The sequence below is a fragment of the Marinobacterium rhizophilum genome (assembly GCF_024397915.1).
Taxonomy (GTDB): domain Bacteria; phylum Pseudomonadota; class Gammaproteobacteria; order Pseudomonadales; family Balneatricaceae; genus Marinobacterium_A; species Marinobacterium_A rhizophilum_A.
This window is the reverse complement of record NZ_CP073347.1, coordinates 3959352-3976476: the sequence shown is the minus strand read 5'-3', so window position 1 is coordinate 3976476 and position 17125 is coordinate 3959352. Positions and strand designations below refer to the sequence as shown.

The 17125-nt window shown below is 59.3% G+C and carries 15 protein-coding genes; 2 read left to right on the top strand and 13 right to left on the bottom strand.

The features are described 5' to 3' along the window. Positions 1–11: 11 nt before the first annotated feature. From KDW95_RS17960 to rluD, 4 genes are all read right to left on the bottom strand, one after another. The gene (locus tag KDW95_RS17960) at positions 12–1424 is read right to left on the bottom strand and encodes a Y-family DNA polymerase (protein WP_255853156.1); all 1413 of its coding nucleotides are present in this window, start codon (positions 1422–1424) and stop codon (positions 12–14) included. Beyond that, complete coding sequence (gene imuA / locus KDW95_RS17955) at positions 1421–2113, bottom strand: translesion DNA synthesis-associated protein ImuA (RefSeq protein WP_255853155.1); 693 nt, start codon at positions 2111–2113, stop codon at positions 1421–1423. Before imuA ends, KDW95_RS17960 begins: the two co-directional genes overlap by 4 nt. 197 nt (positions 2114–2310) lie before the next feature. Then, the gene (pgeF, locus tag KDW95_RS17950; RefSeq protein WP_255853154.1) at positions 2311–3036 is read right to left on the bottom strand and encodes a peptidoglycan editing factor PgeF; all 726 of its coding nucleotides are present in this window, start codon (positions 3034–3036) and stop codon (positions 2311–2313) included. After that, entirely contained in the window at positions 3033–4010 is a 978-nt protein-coding gene (rluD, locus tag KDW95_RS17945) for a 23S rRNA pseudouridine(1911/1915/1917) synthase RluD (protein ID WP_255853153.1), read from the bottom strand. The genes pgeF and rluD overlap by 4 nt, the downstream gene beginning before the upstream one ends. A 135-nt stretch (positions 4011–4145) precedes the next feature. On the opposite strand from rluD, the gene KDW95_RS17940 reads away from it, so the two are divergent. Beyond that, the gene (locus tag KDW95_RS17940; protein WP_255853152.1) at positions 4146–5111 is read left to right on the top strand and encodes an outer membrane protein assembly factor BamD; all 966 of its coding nucleotides are present in this window, start codon (positions 4146–4148) and stop codon (positions 5109–5111) included. Positions 5112–5211: 100 nt separating this feature from the next. Here the strand turns inward: KDW95_RS17940 and KDW95_RS17935 are convergent, their stop codons facing one another. The 6 genes from KDW95_RS17935 to KDW95_RS17910 form a co-directional block, all read right to left on the bottom strand. Continuing rightward, positions 5212–6843, bottom strand: coding sequence for an NAD+ synthase (locus KDW95_RS17935; protein WP_255853151.1), 1632 nt, complete (start codon positions 6841–6843; stop codon positions 5212–5214). 62 nt (positions 6844–6905) lie between these two features. Continuing rightward, positions 6906–8018: a glycine oxidase ThiO gene (thiO, locus tag KDW95_RS17930; protein WP_255853150.1), complete on the bottom strand. Its 1113-nt coding sequence runs from the start codon at positions 8016–8018 to the stop codon at positions 6906–6908. Between the two features lie 177 nt (positions 8019–8195). After that, a complete protein-coding gene (locus tag KDW95_RS17925) occupies positions 8196–10229 on the bottom strand; it encodes a prepilin-type N-terminal cleavage/methylation domain-containing protein (RefSeq protein ID WP_255853149.1) in 2034 nt (677 codons plus the stop codon). A 9-nt stretch (positions 10230–10238) separates the two neighbouring features. After that, the gene (locus tag KDW95_RS17920) at positions 10239–11483 is read right to left on the bottom strand and encodes a pilus assembly PilX N-terminal domain-containing protein (protein WP_255853148.1); all 1245 of its coding nucleotides are present in this window, start codon (positions 11481–11483) and stop codon (positions 10239–10241) included. A 28-nt stretch (positions 11484–11511) separates the two neighbouring features. Then, positions 11512–12177 carry a PilW family protein gene (locus tag KDW95_RS17915; protein WP_255853147.1) on the bottom strand — a complete coding sequence of 222 codons (666 nt, stop codon included), beginning with the start codon at positions 12175–12177 and terminating at the stop codon, positions 11512–11514. Further along, the gene (locus KDW95_RS17910) at positions 12171–12731 is read right to left on the bottom strand and encodes a GspH/FimT family pseudopilin (protein ID WP_255853146.1); all 561 of its coding nucleotides are present in this window, start codon (positions 12729–12731) and stop codon (positions 12171–12173) included. Before KDW95_RS17910 ends, KDW95_RS17915 begins: the two co-directional genes overlap by 7 nt. A gap of 72 nt (positions 12732–12803) precedes the next feature. Between KDW95_RS17910 and KDW95_RS17905 the strand changes: the two genes are divergently transcribed. Continuing rightward, positions 12804–13205, top strand: coding sequence for a type IV pilin protein (locus KDW95_RS17905; RefSeq protein WP_255853145.1), 402 nt, complete (start codon positions 12804–12806; stop codon positions 13203–13205). Positions 13206–13336: 131 nt separating this feature from the next. Here the strand turns inward: KDW95_RS17905 and KDW95_RS17900 are convergent, their stop codons facing one another. Genes KDW95_RS17900 through ileS form a run of 3 tightly spaced genes read right to left on the bottom strand, consistent with a single transcriptional unit; the run spans position 13337 to position 17122 of the window. Further along, positions 13337–13765, bottom strand: a complete 429-nt coding sequence (locus tag KDW95_RS17900) for an FKBP-type peptidyl-prolyl cis-trans isomerase (RefSeq protein WP_255853144.1) — start codon at positions 13763–13765, stop codon at positions 13337–13339. A gap of 13 nt (positions 13766–13778) precedes the next feature. Continuing rightward, positions 13779–14306, bottom strand: a complete 528-nt coding sequence (gene lspA / locus KDW95_RS17895) for a signal peptidase II (RefSeq protein WP_441813616.1) — start codon at positions 14304–14306, stop codon at positions 13779–13781. After that, the gene (ileS, locus tag KDW95_RS17890; RefSeq protein ID WP_255853142.1) at positions 14306–17122 is read right to left on the bottom strand and encodes an isoleucine--tRNA ligase; all 2817 of its coding nucleotides are present in this window, start codon (positions 17120–17122) and stop codon (positions 14306–14308) included. Before ileS ends, lspA begins: the two co-directional genes overlap by 1 nt. Positions 17123–17125 lie beyond the last annotated feature (3 nt).

Here is a 17125-nt window from a genome sequence, read left to right as displayed (position 1 = left end):
CTTGATGCCCATTACCCAAACCAGCCATGCAGATACCAGCCGCCATCCGGCTCGCGATACAGCCAGCCTCGCCGGCCGTCCACCCAGCGCCCGATATAGTAATCCCGTCGCACCGGCTGCTGATCCCACCAACCACTGACGATGCGCTCCGGCCCTTGCAACAGTTCAACCGTGCAGCCAACGGCATCGGGAGGCAGCCTCTCGGGCGCGTTCAGTAACCAGAGTGGCCGCAGACCCGCTGTAACCGGCAGCACTGGCAAGGGCCCCTCAAGAGGCGCCCTGTTCCAGCTTCGCTCCGGACGATAATCCTCGCTGGGCATAACCCGGTAAAGTGCCTGCTTCCCCAGGCGCATCTGCAATCGGCTCAGTAACTGTGCCGGTGCGTCCTTTGCCCGCGCTGTACTGAACAGATCCTCCACACCGGACTCAATATCACGGCACTCCGTCACCCCAAGGCGCAAACCGACAACGGGGCGGGCCAGCACCGTTCGCTCCAGACGCAGACGGCACAGCTCCAGCCAGACCTCCGCTGACTGGGCGCCCTGTGCATGTCCCAGCTGCAGCCTCTGCTGCCCCTGCCGCTGCAGCAACTCCAGCTGCAAGCGGACTGCTCGCCAGTAGTGCGCCCGCAGAAAACCCTCCAGTTGCACCAGTAACCGGCGCAGCCCGAACAGCAGTGCCTCGGTACGCTCCACCTCATAAGCCAGGGGTAACTCGCGCAGGAAGGTGGCGGGAATAGTGAAATAGCGCGGTGGATCCGGGCTTTGTCCCGTCAGCCGCTCCAGCCAGGCCGTAAGACCTGCGCCAAAGCGGTGCGCCAGCTCCGTTGCCGGCAGGGCCAGCAATTCTCCCAGGCGAGAAAACCCCAGCCCCCGGAACTGCGCACACAGCCTCGCGTCCAGCTCCAGTCGCTCAATGGGCACCGACTGCAAACGCTGCAGATGCTCAGTCGCCCCTGCAGCACAGAAACCGCCATCCAGCGCCAGCACGCGCGCGGCCAGCGGAGTGTGTCCCGTCGCGCTGATACAGCTGAGTTCCAGCGTCTGCAACTGCGCCTGTATATTCTCCCAGAGCGCACCCAGGCCCCGGAAGTAACGCAGCATCGATTCCAGCTCAAGCAGGAGACCACAGGGCGGCTGCAGACTGACCCTGGCACTGAAACGCCCGCTCCAAAGCGCCAGGCCTTCGAGCTGCTGCGCCGCCTGCTGCGTATTCGCCTGTAGCAAGTGCAGCTCCGGCACCAGGCTCAGCGCGTGCGCGACCGTCATGCCGGATTCAAGCCCCTGCGCCTGCGCGGCCGCATTACAGAGCTCCAGCCTGGTCGCACGTGCATCCAGCAGTACTGCCGCCTTCCGGGAGTCAGCCGTGCACTGCATCTCCAGTGGCAGCAACGGGAAATGCAAATACAGCCAGAGCCCGTTCATCCACCCGCGCGTACCCGCGCCGATACAACGCCCGGCAAAGCTGACAGGGAAGCAGCGCGGCGACCCACAGTTTTCTGACGCAGGGACAGGACACGGCGCGGCAACGGCCAGCCACCTCTGCGCTTCAATACTGAAACCGCCAGTTTGTCCGGTGCCTGATCGGGCTCCAGCAGCAACCGGTAAGGCGCCGCTGAATGCTGTTCACGACAAGCCGTGGGCCTGAAGATAAACCCCAGTCCCTGTCCCTGGGCCGCGGCCAGCTGCAAACGGCGCAGCGCCTGCTGTGGCACATCGCCCAACCAGCCCAGAACAGCACTGCAGCAGCCGCTTTTCAGCGCCTGTTCCAGACACCAGAGCCGATCACGACGACTGTTGCTGCGTACCAGCAAGAGCCTGTCCAGCGCCACACCGGCAGCCTTTAACGCCGGCGCATAGGGAATATGGGGCGGATCAACCCAGAGCACCCAGCGCTCCGCGGATGCTGCCAGCAACGGCAGCAACAGGCGCAACTCGCCACAGCCCTCGGTATCGTAGAGCATTTCCACCAGGCTACCAGGCTGCCAGCCCTGCCCATTCAGCATCTGATCCAGCTCCTCGTGCCCACTGTAAAACCCGGCGACACAGGGCTCGCCAACGGTGTCACTCGCCCGCCATACGGCGCCTTGCTCCAGCAACTGCTCCAGACTCATGATCGACCCCATAAATACTGTACGTATGTACAGTATATTGGTCGAAAACAATGCCGCAGGCAAGCTTCCCCAAAGACAGAATCAGAGAAATGCCGGGGTTTTCGGTTGTGCAGACACGGCCAGGCCCCGACTTGCGCTGCAGGCCAGAGCCGGGTTCCGGTGGTTTTCTAGAGAAAAATGAGGATGTTAGATCAAGCTCAGGCCAGCCAGATCAGGCTGGCCATACGACCGGTTTCGCCATCGCGGCGATAGGAATAAAAATTTTGTGCATCGTTCAACGTGCAGAAATCGCCCCCGGAAACAGACGCCACGCCGATAGCCTCAAGCCGCAGACGTGCCAGGGCATAGATATCGGCAAAGTACTTGCCGGGCACACCGACACGGGCCACAAAAGCCTCTGCGGCAGCGGGATGCGCCACACAGAATGCCTCCTGTACCTCGGCGCCAACCTCGAAGGCCTCCGGGCCGATGGCCGGCCCCAGCCAGCAGTGTACCTGCTCAGGTCTTTCGAACACGGCAAGGGTATTCTCCAGAATACCGGCCACCAGCCCGCGCCAGCCGGCGTGGGCAACCGCCACCTTGCAGCCGTCACTGAAAAAGACCGGCAGGCAATCCGCCGTCATCACGACACAGGCCAGACCCGGCTGGTCGCTCCAGCAGGCATCCGCCTGGCGCACCTGGCCATCAGCAACCGCCTGGACCACATCGACACCGTGCACCTGCTGCAGCCACTGCGCCGGGCGCTCGAGGCCCAGCTGCGCTGCAAGGTTTTGACGGTTCTGCGCCACGCTCTGGGGATCATCTCCGACGTGATCGCCGAGGTTCAAGCCCTGGAAAGCGCCACGACTGGCGCCCCCCTGCCGAGTACTGACACAGGCCTGTACCCGCCCGGATACCGGCCATTGCGGACGCAGCAGCTTCATGACTCTTCGTTGCGCCGCAGGTCCTGCTGCAACGCCTTGAGCAGCAGCTGGAAGTCTTCCGGCAAGTCCACTTCCCAGGACATGAGTTCACCGGTTACGGGGTGAAACAGTTCCAGTTTCTTGGCATGCAGCGCCTGGCGGTTAAAGCCGCGCAGGGTCTTGATCAGGCCTTCACTGACCCCCTTGGGCAGACGGAAACGGCCGCCGTAGACAGGGTCCCCCACCAGCGGGTAATTGATATGGGACATGTGCACGCGGATCTGGTGCGTGCGCCCCGATTCCAGCTTGAGGCGGATATGGGAATGTGCCCGAAAACGCTGCAGCAGACGGTAATGGGTCAGGGCCGGCTTGCCCATATGCACCACCGCCATTTTCTGCCGGTTGGTCTTGTGACGCCCCATGGGAGCATCCACCTTGCCACCGCCGGTCATCACGCCCATCACAACCGCTTCATACTCGCGGCCCATGGAACGCTCCTGCAGCTGCACCACCAGCTCGGTTTGGGCCTGGATGGTTTTGGCCACCACCATCAACCCGGTGGTATCCATATCCAGACGGTGCACGATACCGGCACGCGGTACCTGGGCAATGTCCGGTACATGGTGCAGCAGCGCATTCAGCAGGGTGCCATCGGCATGGCCCGCCGCCGGATGCACCACCAAACCCGCAGGCTTGTTGATCACCAGGATATCATCGTCTTCATAGATGATTTCCAGCTCCATGGGCTCGGGCTGGTGGTGTTCGATGAGGGCAAGTTCTGCGTCAACACAGATCAGCTCACCGCCTTGCAGCTTGTCACGGGTACGCTTCTGCTCGCCATCCACGGTGACACAACCGTCCTTGATCCAGCCCTGAAGACGGGAGCGCGAGTATTCGGGAAACAGCTGCGCGATGGCCTGGTCCAGCCGCTTGCCGACCAGCTCGTCGGCGACCCGCGCTTGTAATTGAACCTGTTCAGGTTTCTGTTCTGGCATCTGGGGTACGTAATTCAGAAGGATGTTTTGGCTTGAGTTCCGGTTGTGTTTAAATATGCCGGACATTTGGATTAACTGGCCCAGTATAACCGAAACTGTCCTCGGTATCGCTGTAGGCAATCAGGACTTATCAACATGCGCTTTGTAAAAGTCATTGGCATCCTGACTCTGGTCTCTCTGATGTCCGCCTGTTCATTTTGGGGCGGAGAAAAGACAGAAGAACCGGATGTACCGGAGCAACAGCTCTACTCCGAGGCACTGGAAGCCCTGGAGGCGCAGAATTACAGCCTTGCGGTGGAAAAACTGCAGCGGCTCGAGGCACGCTACCCCTTTGGCCGCTTCTCCGAGCAGGCCCAGCTGGAACTGATTTACGCCTACTTCAAGAATTTTGAACCTGAAGCTGCCCGCGCCGCCGCGGACCGCTTCGTTCGCCTGCACCCGAATCACGAGAACATCGACTACGCCTACTACCTGAAGGGCCTGACCTCCTTCGAGGAAGATCGTTCTCTGGTATCGCGCTACCTGCCGATCGACGAAACCCAGCGCGACCCGGGCGCGGCACTGGAGTCCTTCGAAAGTTTCTCGACGCTGACCACGCGCTACCCCAACAGCCAGTATGCGCCGGACTCGCTCAAGCGCATGCAGTACCTGAAAAACCGCCTGGCACAGTATGAGGTGCATGTGGCGCAGTACTACATGAAGCGTGGCGCCTGGGTGGCCGCCGCCAACCGTGGCCGTTACGTGGTGGAAAATCTGCAGGAAACCCCCGCCGTGCCGGAAGCGCTGGGGATTATGGCCGAAGCCTATGAAGAACTGGGGCTCAACGACCAGGCGGCCAAGGCTGCAGAAGTACTGCACAGCAACTTCCCGGACTTCCGCTATGAGTCCGGCAAGGAACGTGACAAGTCCCTGCTCGAAACCGCAACCTTCGGCCTGCTGGGCAGCCCGGATGAAGCGGCCATTCAGCGTCCCACGTCCATCATTGTGCCCTCACAGCCCGCAGAACCCGCCCCGGAAACCGAGCGTTCCTGGTTCAGTATTCTGACCTTTGGCGCCTTCGACGACAGCGAAGAGGAAGCCGAGGCCAAAGCCCAGCCCTGAGTTGATAACTCTAGCTATGAAAAAGGCGCCTACAGGCGCCTTTTTTGTTATGGATCAGACGGTTATCGGAAAAAACCTGCCTACCCGCCGCAACCCTGTTCTAGTCTCCTGCCTTCCAGCCCGAAGTAATGGGATAGCGCCGATCGCGCCCGAAGCCGCGCTGGGTAATACGCACGCCAACAGGAGCCTGGCGGCGCTTGTATTCATTGATATCCACCAGGCGAATCACGCGCTGCACCACCTCGGGCTCAAAGCCCTCGGCAATCAGCGCATGGGCGCTGTAGTCATGCTCGACGTAAAGCTCCAGCAAGCGGTCCAGCACATCGTAGTCCGGCAGACTGTCCTGGTCGGTTTGATCCGGCGCCAGCTCAGCAGACGGTGGGCGGTCAATCACGCGCTGCGGGATCGCGGGGGAAATGCCATTGCGGTAGGCCGCAATGCGATACACCAGGGTTTTGGGCACATCCTTAAGCACATCAAAGCCGCCGGCCATATCACCGTACAGCGTTGAGTAACCCACCGCCATCTCGCTCTTATTGCCAGTGGTAAGCACCAGCACGCCCTTCTTGTTGGAAATGGCCATCAGCACCACGCCCCGGCAACGTGCCTGGAGGTTTTCCTCGGTGGTATCGGCCGACAGGCCGGCAAACTCATCGGACAACTGCGCCATAAAGGCATTGTACATGGGCTCAATCGATATCGAGCTGTAGTTCACACCCAGCATGCGCGCCTGCTCGCTGGCATCCTCCTGGCTCATCGACGAGGTGTAGCGGAACGGCATCATCACCGCTTCCACCCGGTCGGCGCCCAGGGCATCCACGGCCACCGCCAGCGTAACGCCGGAGTCAATGCCGCCGGACAGACCCAGCACCACGCCCTTGAAACCATTCTTGTTGACGTAGTCACGCACACCCAGCACCAGGGCGTCGTACACGCTCTGCTCGATGGATGGAAAGGCCACCGAGTTTGTCCCCGGAACCGACAGGCTCTGGTCGGCGTCCTGGTAGTCCACCACAAAGGACGTTTCTTCGAAAAACCGGCCCTGGAAGACACGGCTGCCATCAGCGGCGATCACCTTGGAGCCGCCATCGAAGATAAGCTCGTCCTGGCCTCCAACCTGGTTCAGATACAAGATCGGGCACCCTGCCTGGCGAGCGCGCTCACTCAGCAGCCTGGCCCGCTGGTGGGACTTGTCGACATGAAAGGGCGAAGCGTTGAGGTTCAGCATCAAGCGTGCACCCTGCTCGCGCACCTGCTCGGCGGGCTTGCTCTTCCACAGATCCTCGCAGATGGTCAGTGCCACCGGCACCCCCTTGAGATCGAATACGCAGGGCTGATCACCCGCGGTGAAATAGCGCATCTCGTCGAACACCTGGTAGTTCGGCAAGCACTGCTTGGCATACTCGGCGACCAGTTCACCGTTGTAGATAACCCCCGCCATATTGAACAGCACACCATCACGGTAACGCGGATAGCCCACCACCACATGGATGTCGCGCACGTCCTCCCGCAGGCGTGTCAGCGCCGCTTCAATGCGGGTCTGAATGCTCGGGCGCAGCAGCAGGTCTTCCGGCGGGTAGCCCGAGAGGGTCAGTTCCGGAAACAGCACCACATCGGCCTGCTGCTGATCCCGCGCCTCCAGGGCAATATCGACGACGCGCTGGGTATTGCCGGGGATATCCCCCACCAGCGTATTGATCTGGGCCATCAGGACCCGAATAGAATGACTCATCAGCTATTTGATCTCGTGTTCCGGATGCACCGGGCATCCGCTATCAGAATGTAGACCAGGGTTCAGCGATCCACCCCGGTGCAGGGGTGCTGTGCCGAAACACTGTAAGGGGCCGGATCAATAATGGGGCTGCGCTTGAGCAACAGATCCGCCATCAGCCGGGTCGAGGCCGGCGCCAGCACCAGGCCGTTGCGGTATTGTCCGGCATTGACATGCAGGCCCTCAAGCCCGGGCACCGCACCGATATAGGGAATGCCTTCGGGCGAACCGGGCCTTAGCCCCGCCCAGTGATGTTCAACGGGATAATTTTCCAGCGCCGGCAGTATATCCAGTGCGCTGTGGTACAGGGACTCCCGCGCCTGCTCGGTGGTTTGCTTGTCGAAACCCACCCGCTCCAGCGTACTGCCCACCAGGATGCGGCCATCGTTGCGGGGGATCAGGTAGCGTCCGCCCTGCAGCACCACGCGGTTCACCAGCCCAACCGGCGCCTTGAACAGCATCATCTGGCCTTTAACCGGCTCAACCGGCAGTTCAATACCCAGTTGCGCCAGCAGGGTCGCCGTCCAGGCGCCAGCGGCCAGCACCGTCTGCCCGGCCCGGTACTCGCCCCGCTCGGTGCGTACACCGCAGACGCGCTCGGATTCGAGCAGCAGCTTGGCATCACCGGCCTGCTCGATCAATTCAACACGCGGGTTCAGCTCCAGGCTGCGCCGCAGCGACTTGCCTAAACGGGGGTTACGAATGCTGGCCACTTCCGGCATCCAGAGCGCCTGAGTGTGCCCCGGGCGCAGGTTCGATTCCTTGCGATAAAGGAAGTCCGCGTCCACCTGCTGCATGGGGCGCTGGTAACGCTGTGCCCAGGCCAGGGCGTCTGCTGCATCATCCACCGCCACCATGAACATGCCCTTCTGACGCAGCTCAGGATCTATGCCGGTTTCCTCCAGCAGATCCTGCGCCAGGTGCACATAGCTGCCCTGGGACCAGGTCGCCAGCTGCGTTACCGGTTCCCGGTAGCGCCAGGGATAGAGCGGCGACACAATACCACCACCGGCCCAGGTGGACTCGCGCCCGCAGGCCCCACGTTCGACCAGGGTCACCGAGGCCCCGGCCTGGGCCAGTTCGCGCGCCGTGAGCATCCCCATCACGCCGCCACCCAGAATCAAGAAATCCGACATGCTGCTACTTCCAGTCCACTGTAAAAAGCAGCACGTATTGTGAAGGGTTGGAGGGGAGGATGCCAGTGCAGACGAGACTCGCCTTGGTATCCCGGCGCTCTTGTTTACCTGCGCGAAAAGCAAAAAACGCCCAGAAAACGGACGTTTTTTGAATCGTAGCACTAACTAGCTGCTAGATCAGGGGATCGTAATCAAGATATCAAAACCCGAGCCAGGTTCAGTTGCAGACAGATTATAAGGCGAAGAAGCAGTATCTGTACTGCCTACATTTTTAAAGGTATAGCCGGTGTAACTGAACGTGACATTACCAACCCATCCAGTAGGTACCAGACAGTCCCACGTCCAAGTATTCCCCTGTTTGGTTTTAGTGCAAGCCGTACCATTGGCCGTAATATTAAGACTTGTATAAGCTGGAATGTTTTGACCATTGCAAGCTCCCCCCCCCGATCGAATACAGGAGAAAGTACCTGAAATATGACCAGCTCCGACAACCGTCACTGTAATTCCGTCTGTGCGTTGATTAACCGTTGTATCGTAAAGCCCATCGGTTGCCAAACTGACATTGGCTGCATCGCGATGCCCAATCACGCCGGTATTAGTGACAAGGGAGGCTGCTGCCACACTGGTCGTGCCCGCCGCCATGGCGGAAACAAGCCCACGATTGTAACTGCCATAGTAATTGAGGGCGGGATCCACAACCGTGACAACTCCATCATTCGCCACTGTAGCTGCAGTCGTATTCGTACTTGACCAGTTAGACAGCAATACAGAGTTGATTTCATAGAATGGTACCAGGCTCAACCAGGCCCCAGACGCAGCTCTGATGTTTTGAATGGCTGTTATTGCACTGGACGTTAACGGGTCGACATAAATTGACCGTGACAAGAGCTGGGTTGTTGAGCCCTGCGTAACAGTTCCCATTTCTCCGCTGACCAAGTTCCTCCCTGTCGGCTTGGCGACGGATACTGGCGTGCTAAAGTTGCCACTGGTCAGCAACTGATCAAGATAGTTGGTGACGTAAGTTTTGTATTTCGTATTTCCCGTAGCTCCAGACGCCAGATAGTTGTAAGGCATCACGGTAATGTCGTGTTGTTTCCAGTCCTGCATCAGACGGTAGATACCATCTACGCGCTTAAAACGGCAGGTTTCACGGTAAATATCATTTAAATTAACCGCTTCTGTAAAAGTAATTCCATCCGTACTATTGTAGTGACGATGATCGCCTGTTCCGGTATTAAAATAAGTCGCTTGGGAAGCGTCCCCAACCCCAGGCCAGTACCAGCGATAACTGTTATCCGTACCACTGTCGTTATCATGATGATCGCGACAACAGCGGGTACAGAGATCCGGTTGATCATTGGTCGCGCCACTATTATAAACAGCACCGATCTGCTTGGTGACTGGGGTATAGGAGTAATCCGTTTCGAGTGATTTGGTGGTAGCGTTATAAATAGTTTTTGCCGGTGACAGCCCTGAGCCTGTACCGGCAAGCTTGCATACGCAATTCAAAGTTACAAAATCTTCAGTTATTGCCCTATATTGCGTGTCGTAGGTTACAACTTCAAATTTTACAATATTACTGGTGCCTTTCTGTGAGACTTCAGGCAGGGGCTTGCTGGTTTCTTTCTTGGTACCATCACCCAAATCAATGGCAATAATATCCGGTGCCAGCCCCGGCGTATAAGCCACCTGCGGTGTCTCACCACCCAGACCGACTTTATCGATAAACTTCGACAGCTGCGGATTAATGGCACCGATCACTGACGACAGCGATAAACTGTTAGCTGCGCCAGTACCCCAACTGACATTAAGGGTGACATTCTTGAACTGCGCATTGGCAGCGGACGCCAGGCTGACCGTACCGCTGGATACTGCATAGGGCGTAACCGTCCAGGCCAGGTCAAAGGTGTAATCTGTCGATCCCGCCGTAACCGTTTCCGTACCTGTACCACTGTCAATAGCATCAAAGCTGCTCAGGCTGCTACTGGTGGTCGCAATCGAATCAAACCCACGCAGCTCCTCCAGCTTCTTTTCCGCCACGGCCGTCGCCAGCGCTCGCTGCTGTGAATCCGACGCGGTGCTCAAAAAAACACCCTGCAATTGCAAAATTGCTACTATACCGATCACCGCAACAATCAGTGAAATCAGCACTTCGATCAGTGTAAAACCCCGGCTACGTAATTTCCCCGGGTTACGAGTTAAAGATGTCATGACTCGCTCCTATTTTGTATCCGTCCAGCTGCCGGGATAACGTGCCAGCTCATCAAACGTATCATCTACGCCCGTAATTTTTTCCAGCAGCTTCTCGGAATACACCAAGGTATAGTTACCCGTGGGGCTCGTAACCGTGTCTGTCGTAAGCACTACACCATACACTATGGCGCCACCGCGAATTTCAAGCGCATTAGCTTCAGCGGCTGGAGGGTTACTGTACTTATCTGAAAAACCGAAGGCTATTCCGTAGAAAACAGAGTTCGCGCTAATAGTTAAATCACCATGCACGAACAGTATAAAGGGTGCCGCATAGCTGCCCACTTCCGTATTGGCTGGAATCGTACAGTCACCTTCAACCCATATCAGAGGCAGCTGGGTGGCCACGCCACCGCTATAAAACTGGTCGCCGGAATTAGGCCCCAAACCAGCACAATTGGAAAGCTTGACCTTAGCAACAGCGTTCATGAACTCTTCCCAGTCGTCCGTACCATTGGCGTCAGTATCTGTCGGCAAAGCCCCAAAAAGATTCTGAAATACATCAGGGATTCCTGCTGTATTCACAACAATATCCGGACATTCATCAGCATCAGTTACGTCCTGAGCCTTGCATATCGGGTTGATCGCCTGGGAACACTTGCAGGTATGGCACAACACAAAGCCATCACTTTGCGCTGATTTCACCTTGGCGGCATTCTGGTCTTCATACAGCCACTCATCAACATTACAGGTCTGCCAACTTGCCGTCCCCGTTTTCGTACCATCTTCCACCCACCCTGAGACGGGCACTCCCGTTCCCCCCCCGTTAGGATTGGTTACGATGGACAGCGAGCCGGTAGGAGGAAAGTTACCGTTCGCCATCAGGGGGGGCAGCTCACCTACATCAATTACCGGCACACGGGCAAACTTTTCCTCGACCCGGGCCAGCCCGGTGGTATCGACCGATTCACCCACCGCATTCAACACCACCGAATCCGTACCCGTGACCGCAGACACCGACACGCTTGCGCCCGGACCGCCAAAGGGCATTTCCAGGCTTTCACCCGCCCAGCTGGCATCATCCAGGTAACGTATCGCACCGTAATCCAGCCCGCCCTGGCCGGCGTGCAGGGCTTCCTTGGCGCGGTTGGTATTGGATGAGGTTTTGAGCTCGAACATGCCAATCTTGGCGCTGACCGCGGCAATTACGGTGAGCAATGCCAAGATGATGACGGTAACAAACAGCGTCGCCGCACCCGTTTGACGACCTTTCATGACTTCCTCCCGATTCCCGTTCAGGGAACTACAGATCGGCGCGAATACGCACCTGATCCGTAATCGTCGTTTTAATTTTTGCATCGCTGAGCGACTCAGCCGTTAGCGTAATAGTCAGATTGCGTACCGTCGCCGCCGCAAATGACGCCGGGCTTTGTTCCGGCGTGAACGTCAGCGCCGTAACTTTTATGGCCTGCTCATCCGTCAGGTTATCCCAGCTTCCCATGTTGCAGTGGGCCGGGGTCGCGAACGAGTTAGCCCAGAGCACCTCGACCGCATCGGTTACCGTATCGAGCCGATAGCCGATCAGTTTGGTAGCAGTACTGGCACCGGCGTTATCGGTGTCGTAGCCAAGAATCACACACTGGCCGCTGTCACCCGCCGTGGTTGTATTCAGGTAAGTGGCCGAGCCCGCCGCCGCATAAACCGCAGCCGGCGCACCGGCATCGGTGATGGAGGCATAGGGGTTGCTGGCGGCCAGGGCACCGTTCCAGTACCCGGCCCTGCGCAGGTCCCGCACCATCAGGTCCATCACGGTGCGCAGTTCCTGGTTCAGGCGGATGTTCGTGATCGCCTGCCTGGTGCTGCCCACCGTCATGCTGAACATGCCAATCACGATGGCGGACACCAGCAGCCCCAGCAGCATGGCGATCATCAGTTCGATCAGTGAGATACCGCGCTGGCGCACTAGCATGACTTGTAACCCGCATAACCTGTCGGCGAGCAGAGCCGCACGCGCCCGATGAAATAGGTCGTCACCCGCACCTGTTCCGCCGCATCACCCGTGAAACTGATATTGCCACTTGGGGAGAGCGTGCCACGGGTCGGGTCGAAACTCACCGACCCGCCTGAAAGACTGGAGGCCATGGATACGCCGGGAAAACGCTCATCTGTCACTATGTACTGCTGGCCATTGACCGTGCAGTTGGCAGCACTCGCGGTGCTACAATCACAGTCCGAAAACGGTGCTGTATCCGTCAAGCCGTAACACCAGGCCCCCGTATTAAAGTTCACTGCCACATCTATATTGCGTTTGATGGACTCGGCCCGTGCATACTGCAGATCGGCATAGAGCGCCTGCGCCGCACCGGTGACGCGGTGGCGATCAAACACAGAATTAAAGGATGGAATACCGAGGGCTACAAAGACAGCGAGCACCGCCAGAACCACGAGCAACTCAATCAGAGTAAAACCCGCCCGGCGGCGACTAAGTAACACAGCACGCATTCCCAGATTCTCACGCGCCATAGCTTGATCGATTCCTTCTGCTAGAGTGGTAGCATACTGCATGGTTAAGGATAGCAACTCGAGGGAAGTATAGTGAACTATTCCGCACGCGGCTTTACCCTGATCGAACTGATGATCGTTGTGGTCGTTATCAGTGTTATTGCCATGTTCGCCTACCCGGCCTACCTGGACCAGGTACGCAAAGCTCGCCGGGCCGAGGCGCAAAAAGTACTGATGGCCGGCCAGATTAGCGAAGAACGCTACCGTTCCTACTTCAACACCTACGGCGACGGCACCAGTCTGGCGGCCGAAAACCTCGGCATGGGCACGGCCGATTTCTTCACGTTCGGCGTCACGGTCCCGGGTGCATCTGCCGCCACTCACTATACCCTCACGGCCTCGGCCTCCGGCGATCAGCTCAAGGATAGCAACTGCACGGTCATGACCCTGGATCAGAGCAATGTCATGTCCCCGGCCGCCTGCTGGAAACGCTAGCTGGCCGCTACACCGCTACCAGGCGCATTGGGGCCCAGATAAACACCCCGCTCTCACACGTCCCTGCGCCCGCGGGTTACCGTTCCTCCTGAACATAAAAAACGCTGCATCAGCAGCGTTTTTATGGGGTGTCAGGCGACCTGCAGTATTTTTACATCGAACAACAGGGTCTTGCCCGCCAGCGGGTGGTTGAAGTCGATGTGCACCACCTGCTCATCGAAGGACTGCACCACGCCCGGCAGCTCACCGCCAGGTTCCTTAAAGCTGACGACCAGCCCGGGCTCGAGTTCCATATCCTTGAACTGCGCCCGGGGAAGGCGCTGGATATTGGCGGGGCTTGGCATGCCAAAGCCTTTTTCCGGCACGATAGTGAAGGTCGACTCGCTGCCTGCAGCCAGCCCTATCAGCGGCTCTTCAAAGCCCGGCAACAGGTTGCCATCACCCAGGGTAAAGGTGGCCGGCGCGCTTTCGAAGTTGGAATCCACCAGCTGGCCATCTTCCAGCTTGATGGCGAAATGCAGGGTCACGGTTGCACCGGGCCCGATTGTCTTGTCACTCATGCAAGGCTCTCATTTAGTTCCGGGAACGGCTCTTCTCGAAGAACAGCGTATCGATAATCAGCAGTACAGCGCCCAGGGTGATGGCGCTGTCGGCCAGGTTGAACGCCGGAAAGTAATAACCGGCGTAGTGCAGCGAGATAAAGTCCACCACGTGACCCAGCGCCACCCGGTCGTACAGGTTGCCCAGGGCCCCGCCCAGCAGCAGCGCCAGGCCCATGCCCAGCCACCAGTGCACGCGGGCGGTACGTTTCATCCAGACCACCAGCGCCACGCTGACCACCAGCGCCACCAGCGCAAAAAACCAGCGTTGCCAGCCGCCGGCATCCGCCAGGAAGCTGAAGGCCGCCCCCCGGTTGTAGAGCAGTGTCAGATCAAACACCGGCAGTACCGGATTGGGGATACCGTAGCTCAGCTTCGCCTCGGCCAGCCATTTGCTGCCCTGGTCCAGCACCACAACGAGCACCGACAACCATAGCCAGACCAGTGAAGAGCCGGGCAACGCCGGCTCCGTGATACGTTCGCGACTGCGTTGCATGGTCATCAGGCGTAGTGGCGACTTTCGCCAGGACCGTCGACGTTATCGACACAGCGTTCGCACAGCTGCGGATGCGCCGCGTGGCGACCGATATCCTCGCGGTGGTGCCAGCAGCGACCGCACTTGGCATGAGCTGAGCCTGCAATCGCGACCTTCAGCCCTGCAACCTCGGTGTCGCGGGCATCTGTTCCTTCCGACAAGGGTGCCAGCGCGGCCCTGGACGTGATCAGCACAAAGCGCAACTCATCACCCAGGCGCGCCAGATCCGCCTGCAGGCTCTCATCCACATAGAGGGTGACTTCCGCCGCCAGGGAGCCTTTCACCAGTTTCTCGTTGCGGGCATCTTCCAGGCACTTGTTGACGGCGTTTTTCACGCCCAGCACCCGGCGCCAGAAATCCGCACCAAAGGCGTCGTCGGCCGGCAGGGTAAAGAGCCCCTGGTACCAGGTGGTCAGGAAGACACTGTCTTCACGCTCGCCCGGCAGCACTTCGTGAATCTCTTCGGCGGTGAAGCTCAGGATCGGTGCGATCCAGCGCGTCAGGGCTTCGGCAATATGATAGAGCGCCGTCTGGCAGGAGCGACGCGCCAGGCTGTCGGCCTGGGTGGTGTACTGGCGATCCTTGATGATATCCAGGTAGAAGCCGCCCAGTTCCTGCGCGCAGAAGTGATGCACCTGCTGGTACACATCGAGGAAACGGTAGCTGTCGTAGGCCGCCGTGATCTTCTGCTGCAGACGATAGGCCGCATCCACCGCCCAGCGATCCAGTGCCAGCATGTCTTCAGGCGCCACGCTGTCACGCGCCGGCTCGAAGCCGTTCAGGTTGGCCAGCAGGAAGCGGGCGGTATTGCGGATGCGACGGTAGGCATCGGCGGTACGCTGCAGAATCTGCTTGGAGACGGCCATTTCGCCGGAGTAGTCCGTGGCGGAAACCCACAGACGCAGAATATCGGCACCCAGGGTGTCGGTGACTTCCTGCGGCGCAATCACGTTACCGAGGGACTTGGACATCTTGTAGCCCTTCTCGTCCACCGTGAAACCGTGGGTCAGCACCTGCTTGTAGGGCGCGCAGCCGTTGATGGCAATCGATGTTTTCAGGGACGACTGGAACCAGCCACGGTGCTGGTCCGAGCCTTCCAGGTACAGGTCCGCCGGGAAACGCAGCTCGGCGCGCTCACGCAGCACCGAGTGATGCGTTACGCCGGAGTCGAACCAGACATCCAGCGTATCGGTGACCTTGTCATACTGATCGGCATCGGCGCCCAGCAGGCTGGCGGCATCCAGTTCGAACCAGGCATCGATACCGCCCGCCTCGATGGCCGTGGCCACCTGTTCGATCAGGCCGGTTGTATTGGGGTGCAGTTCACCGGTCTGCTTGTGGGTGAACACGGTGATCGGCACGCCCCAGGTGCGCTGGCGGGAGACACACCAGTCCGGGCTCTGCTCGACCATGGCCTCGATACGGTTCTGACCCCACTCGGGGAACCAGCTCACGCCCTTAATGGCTTCCAGCGCCTGGGTCTTGAGACCCTTTTCGTCCATGGAGATGAACCACTGCGGCGTGGCGCGGTAAATCAGCGGCGTCTTGGTGCGCCAGCAGTGCGGGTAGCTGTGCTCGAAGCGCTTCAGGTGTACCAGCTTGCCTTCGCGCTCCAGTGCTTCAACCACCGGGCCGTCGGCCTTGTAAACGTGCACGCCGGCAAACTCGCCGGTGGCATCGGTGTAGGTACCGTTGGCCTGCACCAGGTTCAGCGTGCCCAGGCCATATTGCTGGCCAACCACGAAGTCATCCACGCCATGATCGGGCGCGGTGTGCACAGCGCCGGTACCGGCATCGGTGGTGACATGGTCACCCAGAATCACCGGCACCTGCCTGTCGTAGATCGGGTGCGCCAGTGCCATGTGCTCCAGCGCGGTACCGCTGCAGGTACCCAGCACCTGGTAGGGCTCGATACCCCAGCGTGCCATGACCTCGTCCACCATGTCGGCGGCAATCAGGATACGCTCGGCACCCTGGTTGATATCCACCTGCACCAGGGCGTACTCCAGCTCGGCGTGCAGCGATACCGCCTGGTTGGCGGGAATGGTCCAGGGGGTTGTGGTCCAGATGACCACGGACACCGGACCTTCGCCTGCAGCGCCATCAAACAGCGCCAGCACCTTGTCCTGATCGGCAAAGGTAAAGCGGATATCGATCGCCGTGGAGGTCTTGTTCTGGTACTCGACCTCGGCCTCGGCCAGGGCCGACTGGCCCACCACGCTCCAGTACACCGGCTTGTAGCCCTTGACCAGGTGACCGTTCTCGATGATCCTGCCCAGCGCCCGCACGATATTGGCTTCGGTATCGAAGTTCATCGTCAGGTAGGGGTTTTCCCAGTCGCCAACGACACCCAGACGGATAAAGTCGTCTTTCTGGCCCGCCACCTGCTCGGCGGCATAGTCACGGCACTTCTGGCGAAACTCGCTGTAGGGCACCTTGTCACCGGCGCGGCCAATCAGGGTCTCGACCTTGTGCTCGATCGGCAGGCCATGGCAGTCCCAGCCCGGCACGTAGGGCGCATCAAAACCCGACAGTGTCTTGGACTTGACGATCATGTCCTTGATGACCTTGTTGACCGCATGACCGATATGAATACTGCCGTTGGCATAGGGCGGGCCGTCATGCAGGATAAACTGCTCGCGCCCCTTGCCGGCTTCGCGCAACCTGGCGTAGAGATCGATTTCGGCCCAGCGCGCCAGGCGCGCCGGTTCACGCTGCGGCAGGTTGCCACGCATCGGGAAAGCCGAGTCCGGCAGGTTCAGTGTCGCTTTATAGTCGGTCATGTC

Coding starts and splice junctions, on each gene's coding strand:
- KDW95_RS17960 (WP_255853156.1), bottom strand. CDS start 1,424: ATGAACGGGCTCTGGCTGTATTTGCATTTCCCGTTGCTGCCACTGGAG.
- imuA (WP_255853155.1), bottom strand. CDS start 2,113: ATGAGTCTGGAGCAGTTGCTGGAGCAAGGCGCCGTATGGCGGGCGAGT.
- pgeF (WP_255853154.1), bottom strand. CDS start 3,036: ATGAAGCTGCTGCGTCCGCAATGGCCGGTATCCGGGCGGGTACAGGCC.
- rluD (WP_255853153.1), bottom strand. CDS start 4,010: ATGCCAGAACAGAAACCTGAACAGGTTCAATTACAAGCGCGGGTCGCC.
- KDW95_RS17940 (WP_255853152.1), top strand. CDS start 4,146: ATGCGCTTTGTAAAAGTCATTGGCATCCTGACTCTGGTCTCTCTGATG.
- KDW95_RS17935 (WP_255853151.1), bottom strand. CDS start 6,843: ATGAGTCATTCTATTCGGGTCCTGATGGCCCAGATCAATACGCTGGTG.
- thiO (WP_255853150.1), bottom strand. CDS start 8,018: ATGTCGGATTTCTTGATTCTGGGTGGCGGCGTGATGGGGATGCTCACG.
- KDW95_RS17925 (WP_255853149.1), bottom strand. CDS start 10,229: ATGACATCTTTAACTCGTAACCCGGGGAAATTACGTAGCCGGGGTTTT.
- KDW95_RS17920 (WP_255853148.1), bottom strand. CDS start 11,483: ATGAAAGGTCGTCAAACGGGTGCGGCGACGCTGTTTGTTACCGTCATC.
- KDW95_RS17915 (WP_255853147.1), bottom strand. CDS start 12,177: ATGCTAGTGCGCCAGCGCGGTATCTCACTGATCGAACTGATGATCGCC.
- KDW95_RS17910 (WP_255853146.1), bottom strand. CDS start 12,731: ATGGCGCGTGAGAATCTGGGAATGCGTGCTGTGTTACTTAGTCGCCGC.
- KDW95_RS17900 (WP_255853144.1), bottom strand. CDS start 13,765: ATGAGTGACAAGACAATCGGGCCCGGTGCAACCGTGACCCTGCATTTC.
- lspA (WP_441813616.1), bottom strand. CDS start 14,306: ATGACCATGCAACGCAGTCGCGAACGTATCACGGAGCCGGCGTTGCCC.
- ileS (WP_255853142.1), bottom strand. CDS start 17,122: ATGACCGACTATAAAGCGACACTGAACCTGCCGGACTCGGCTTTCCCG.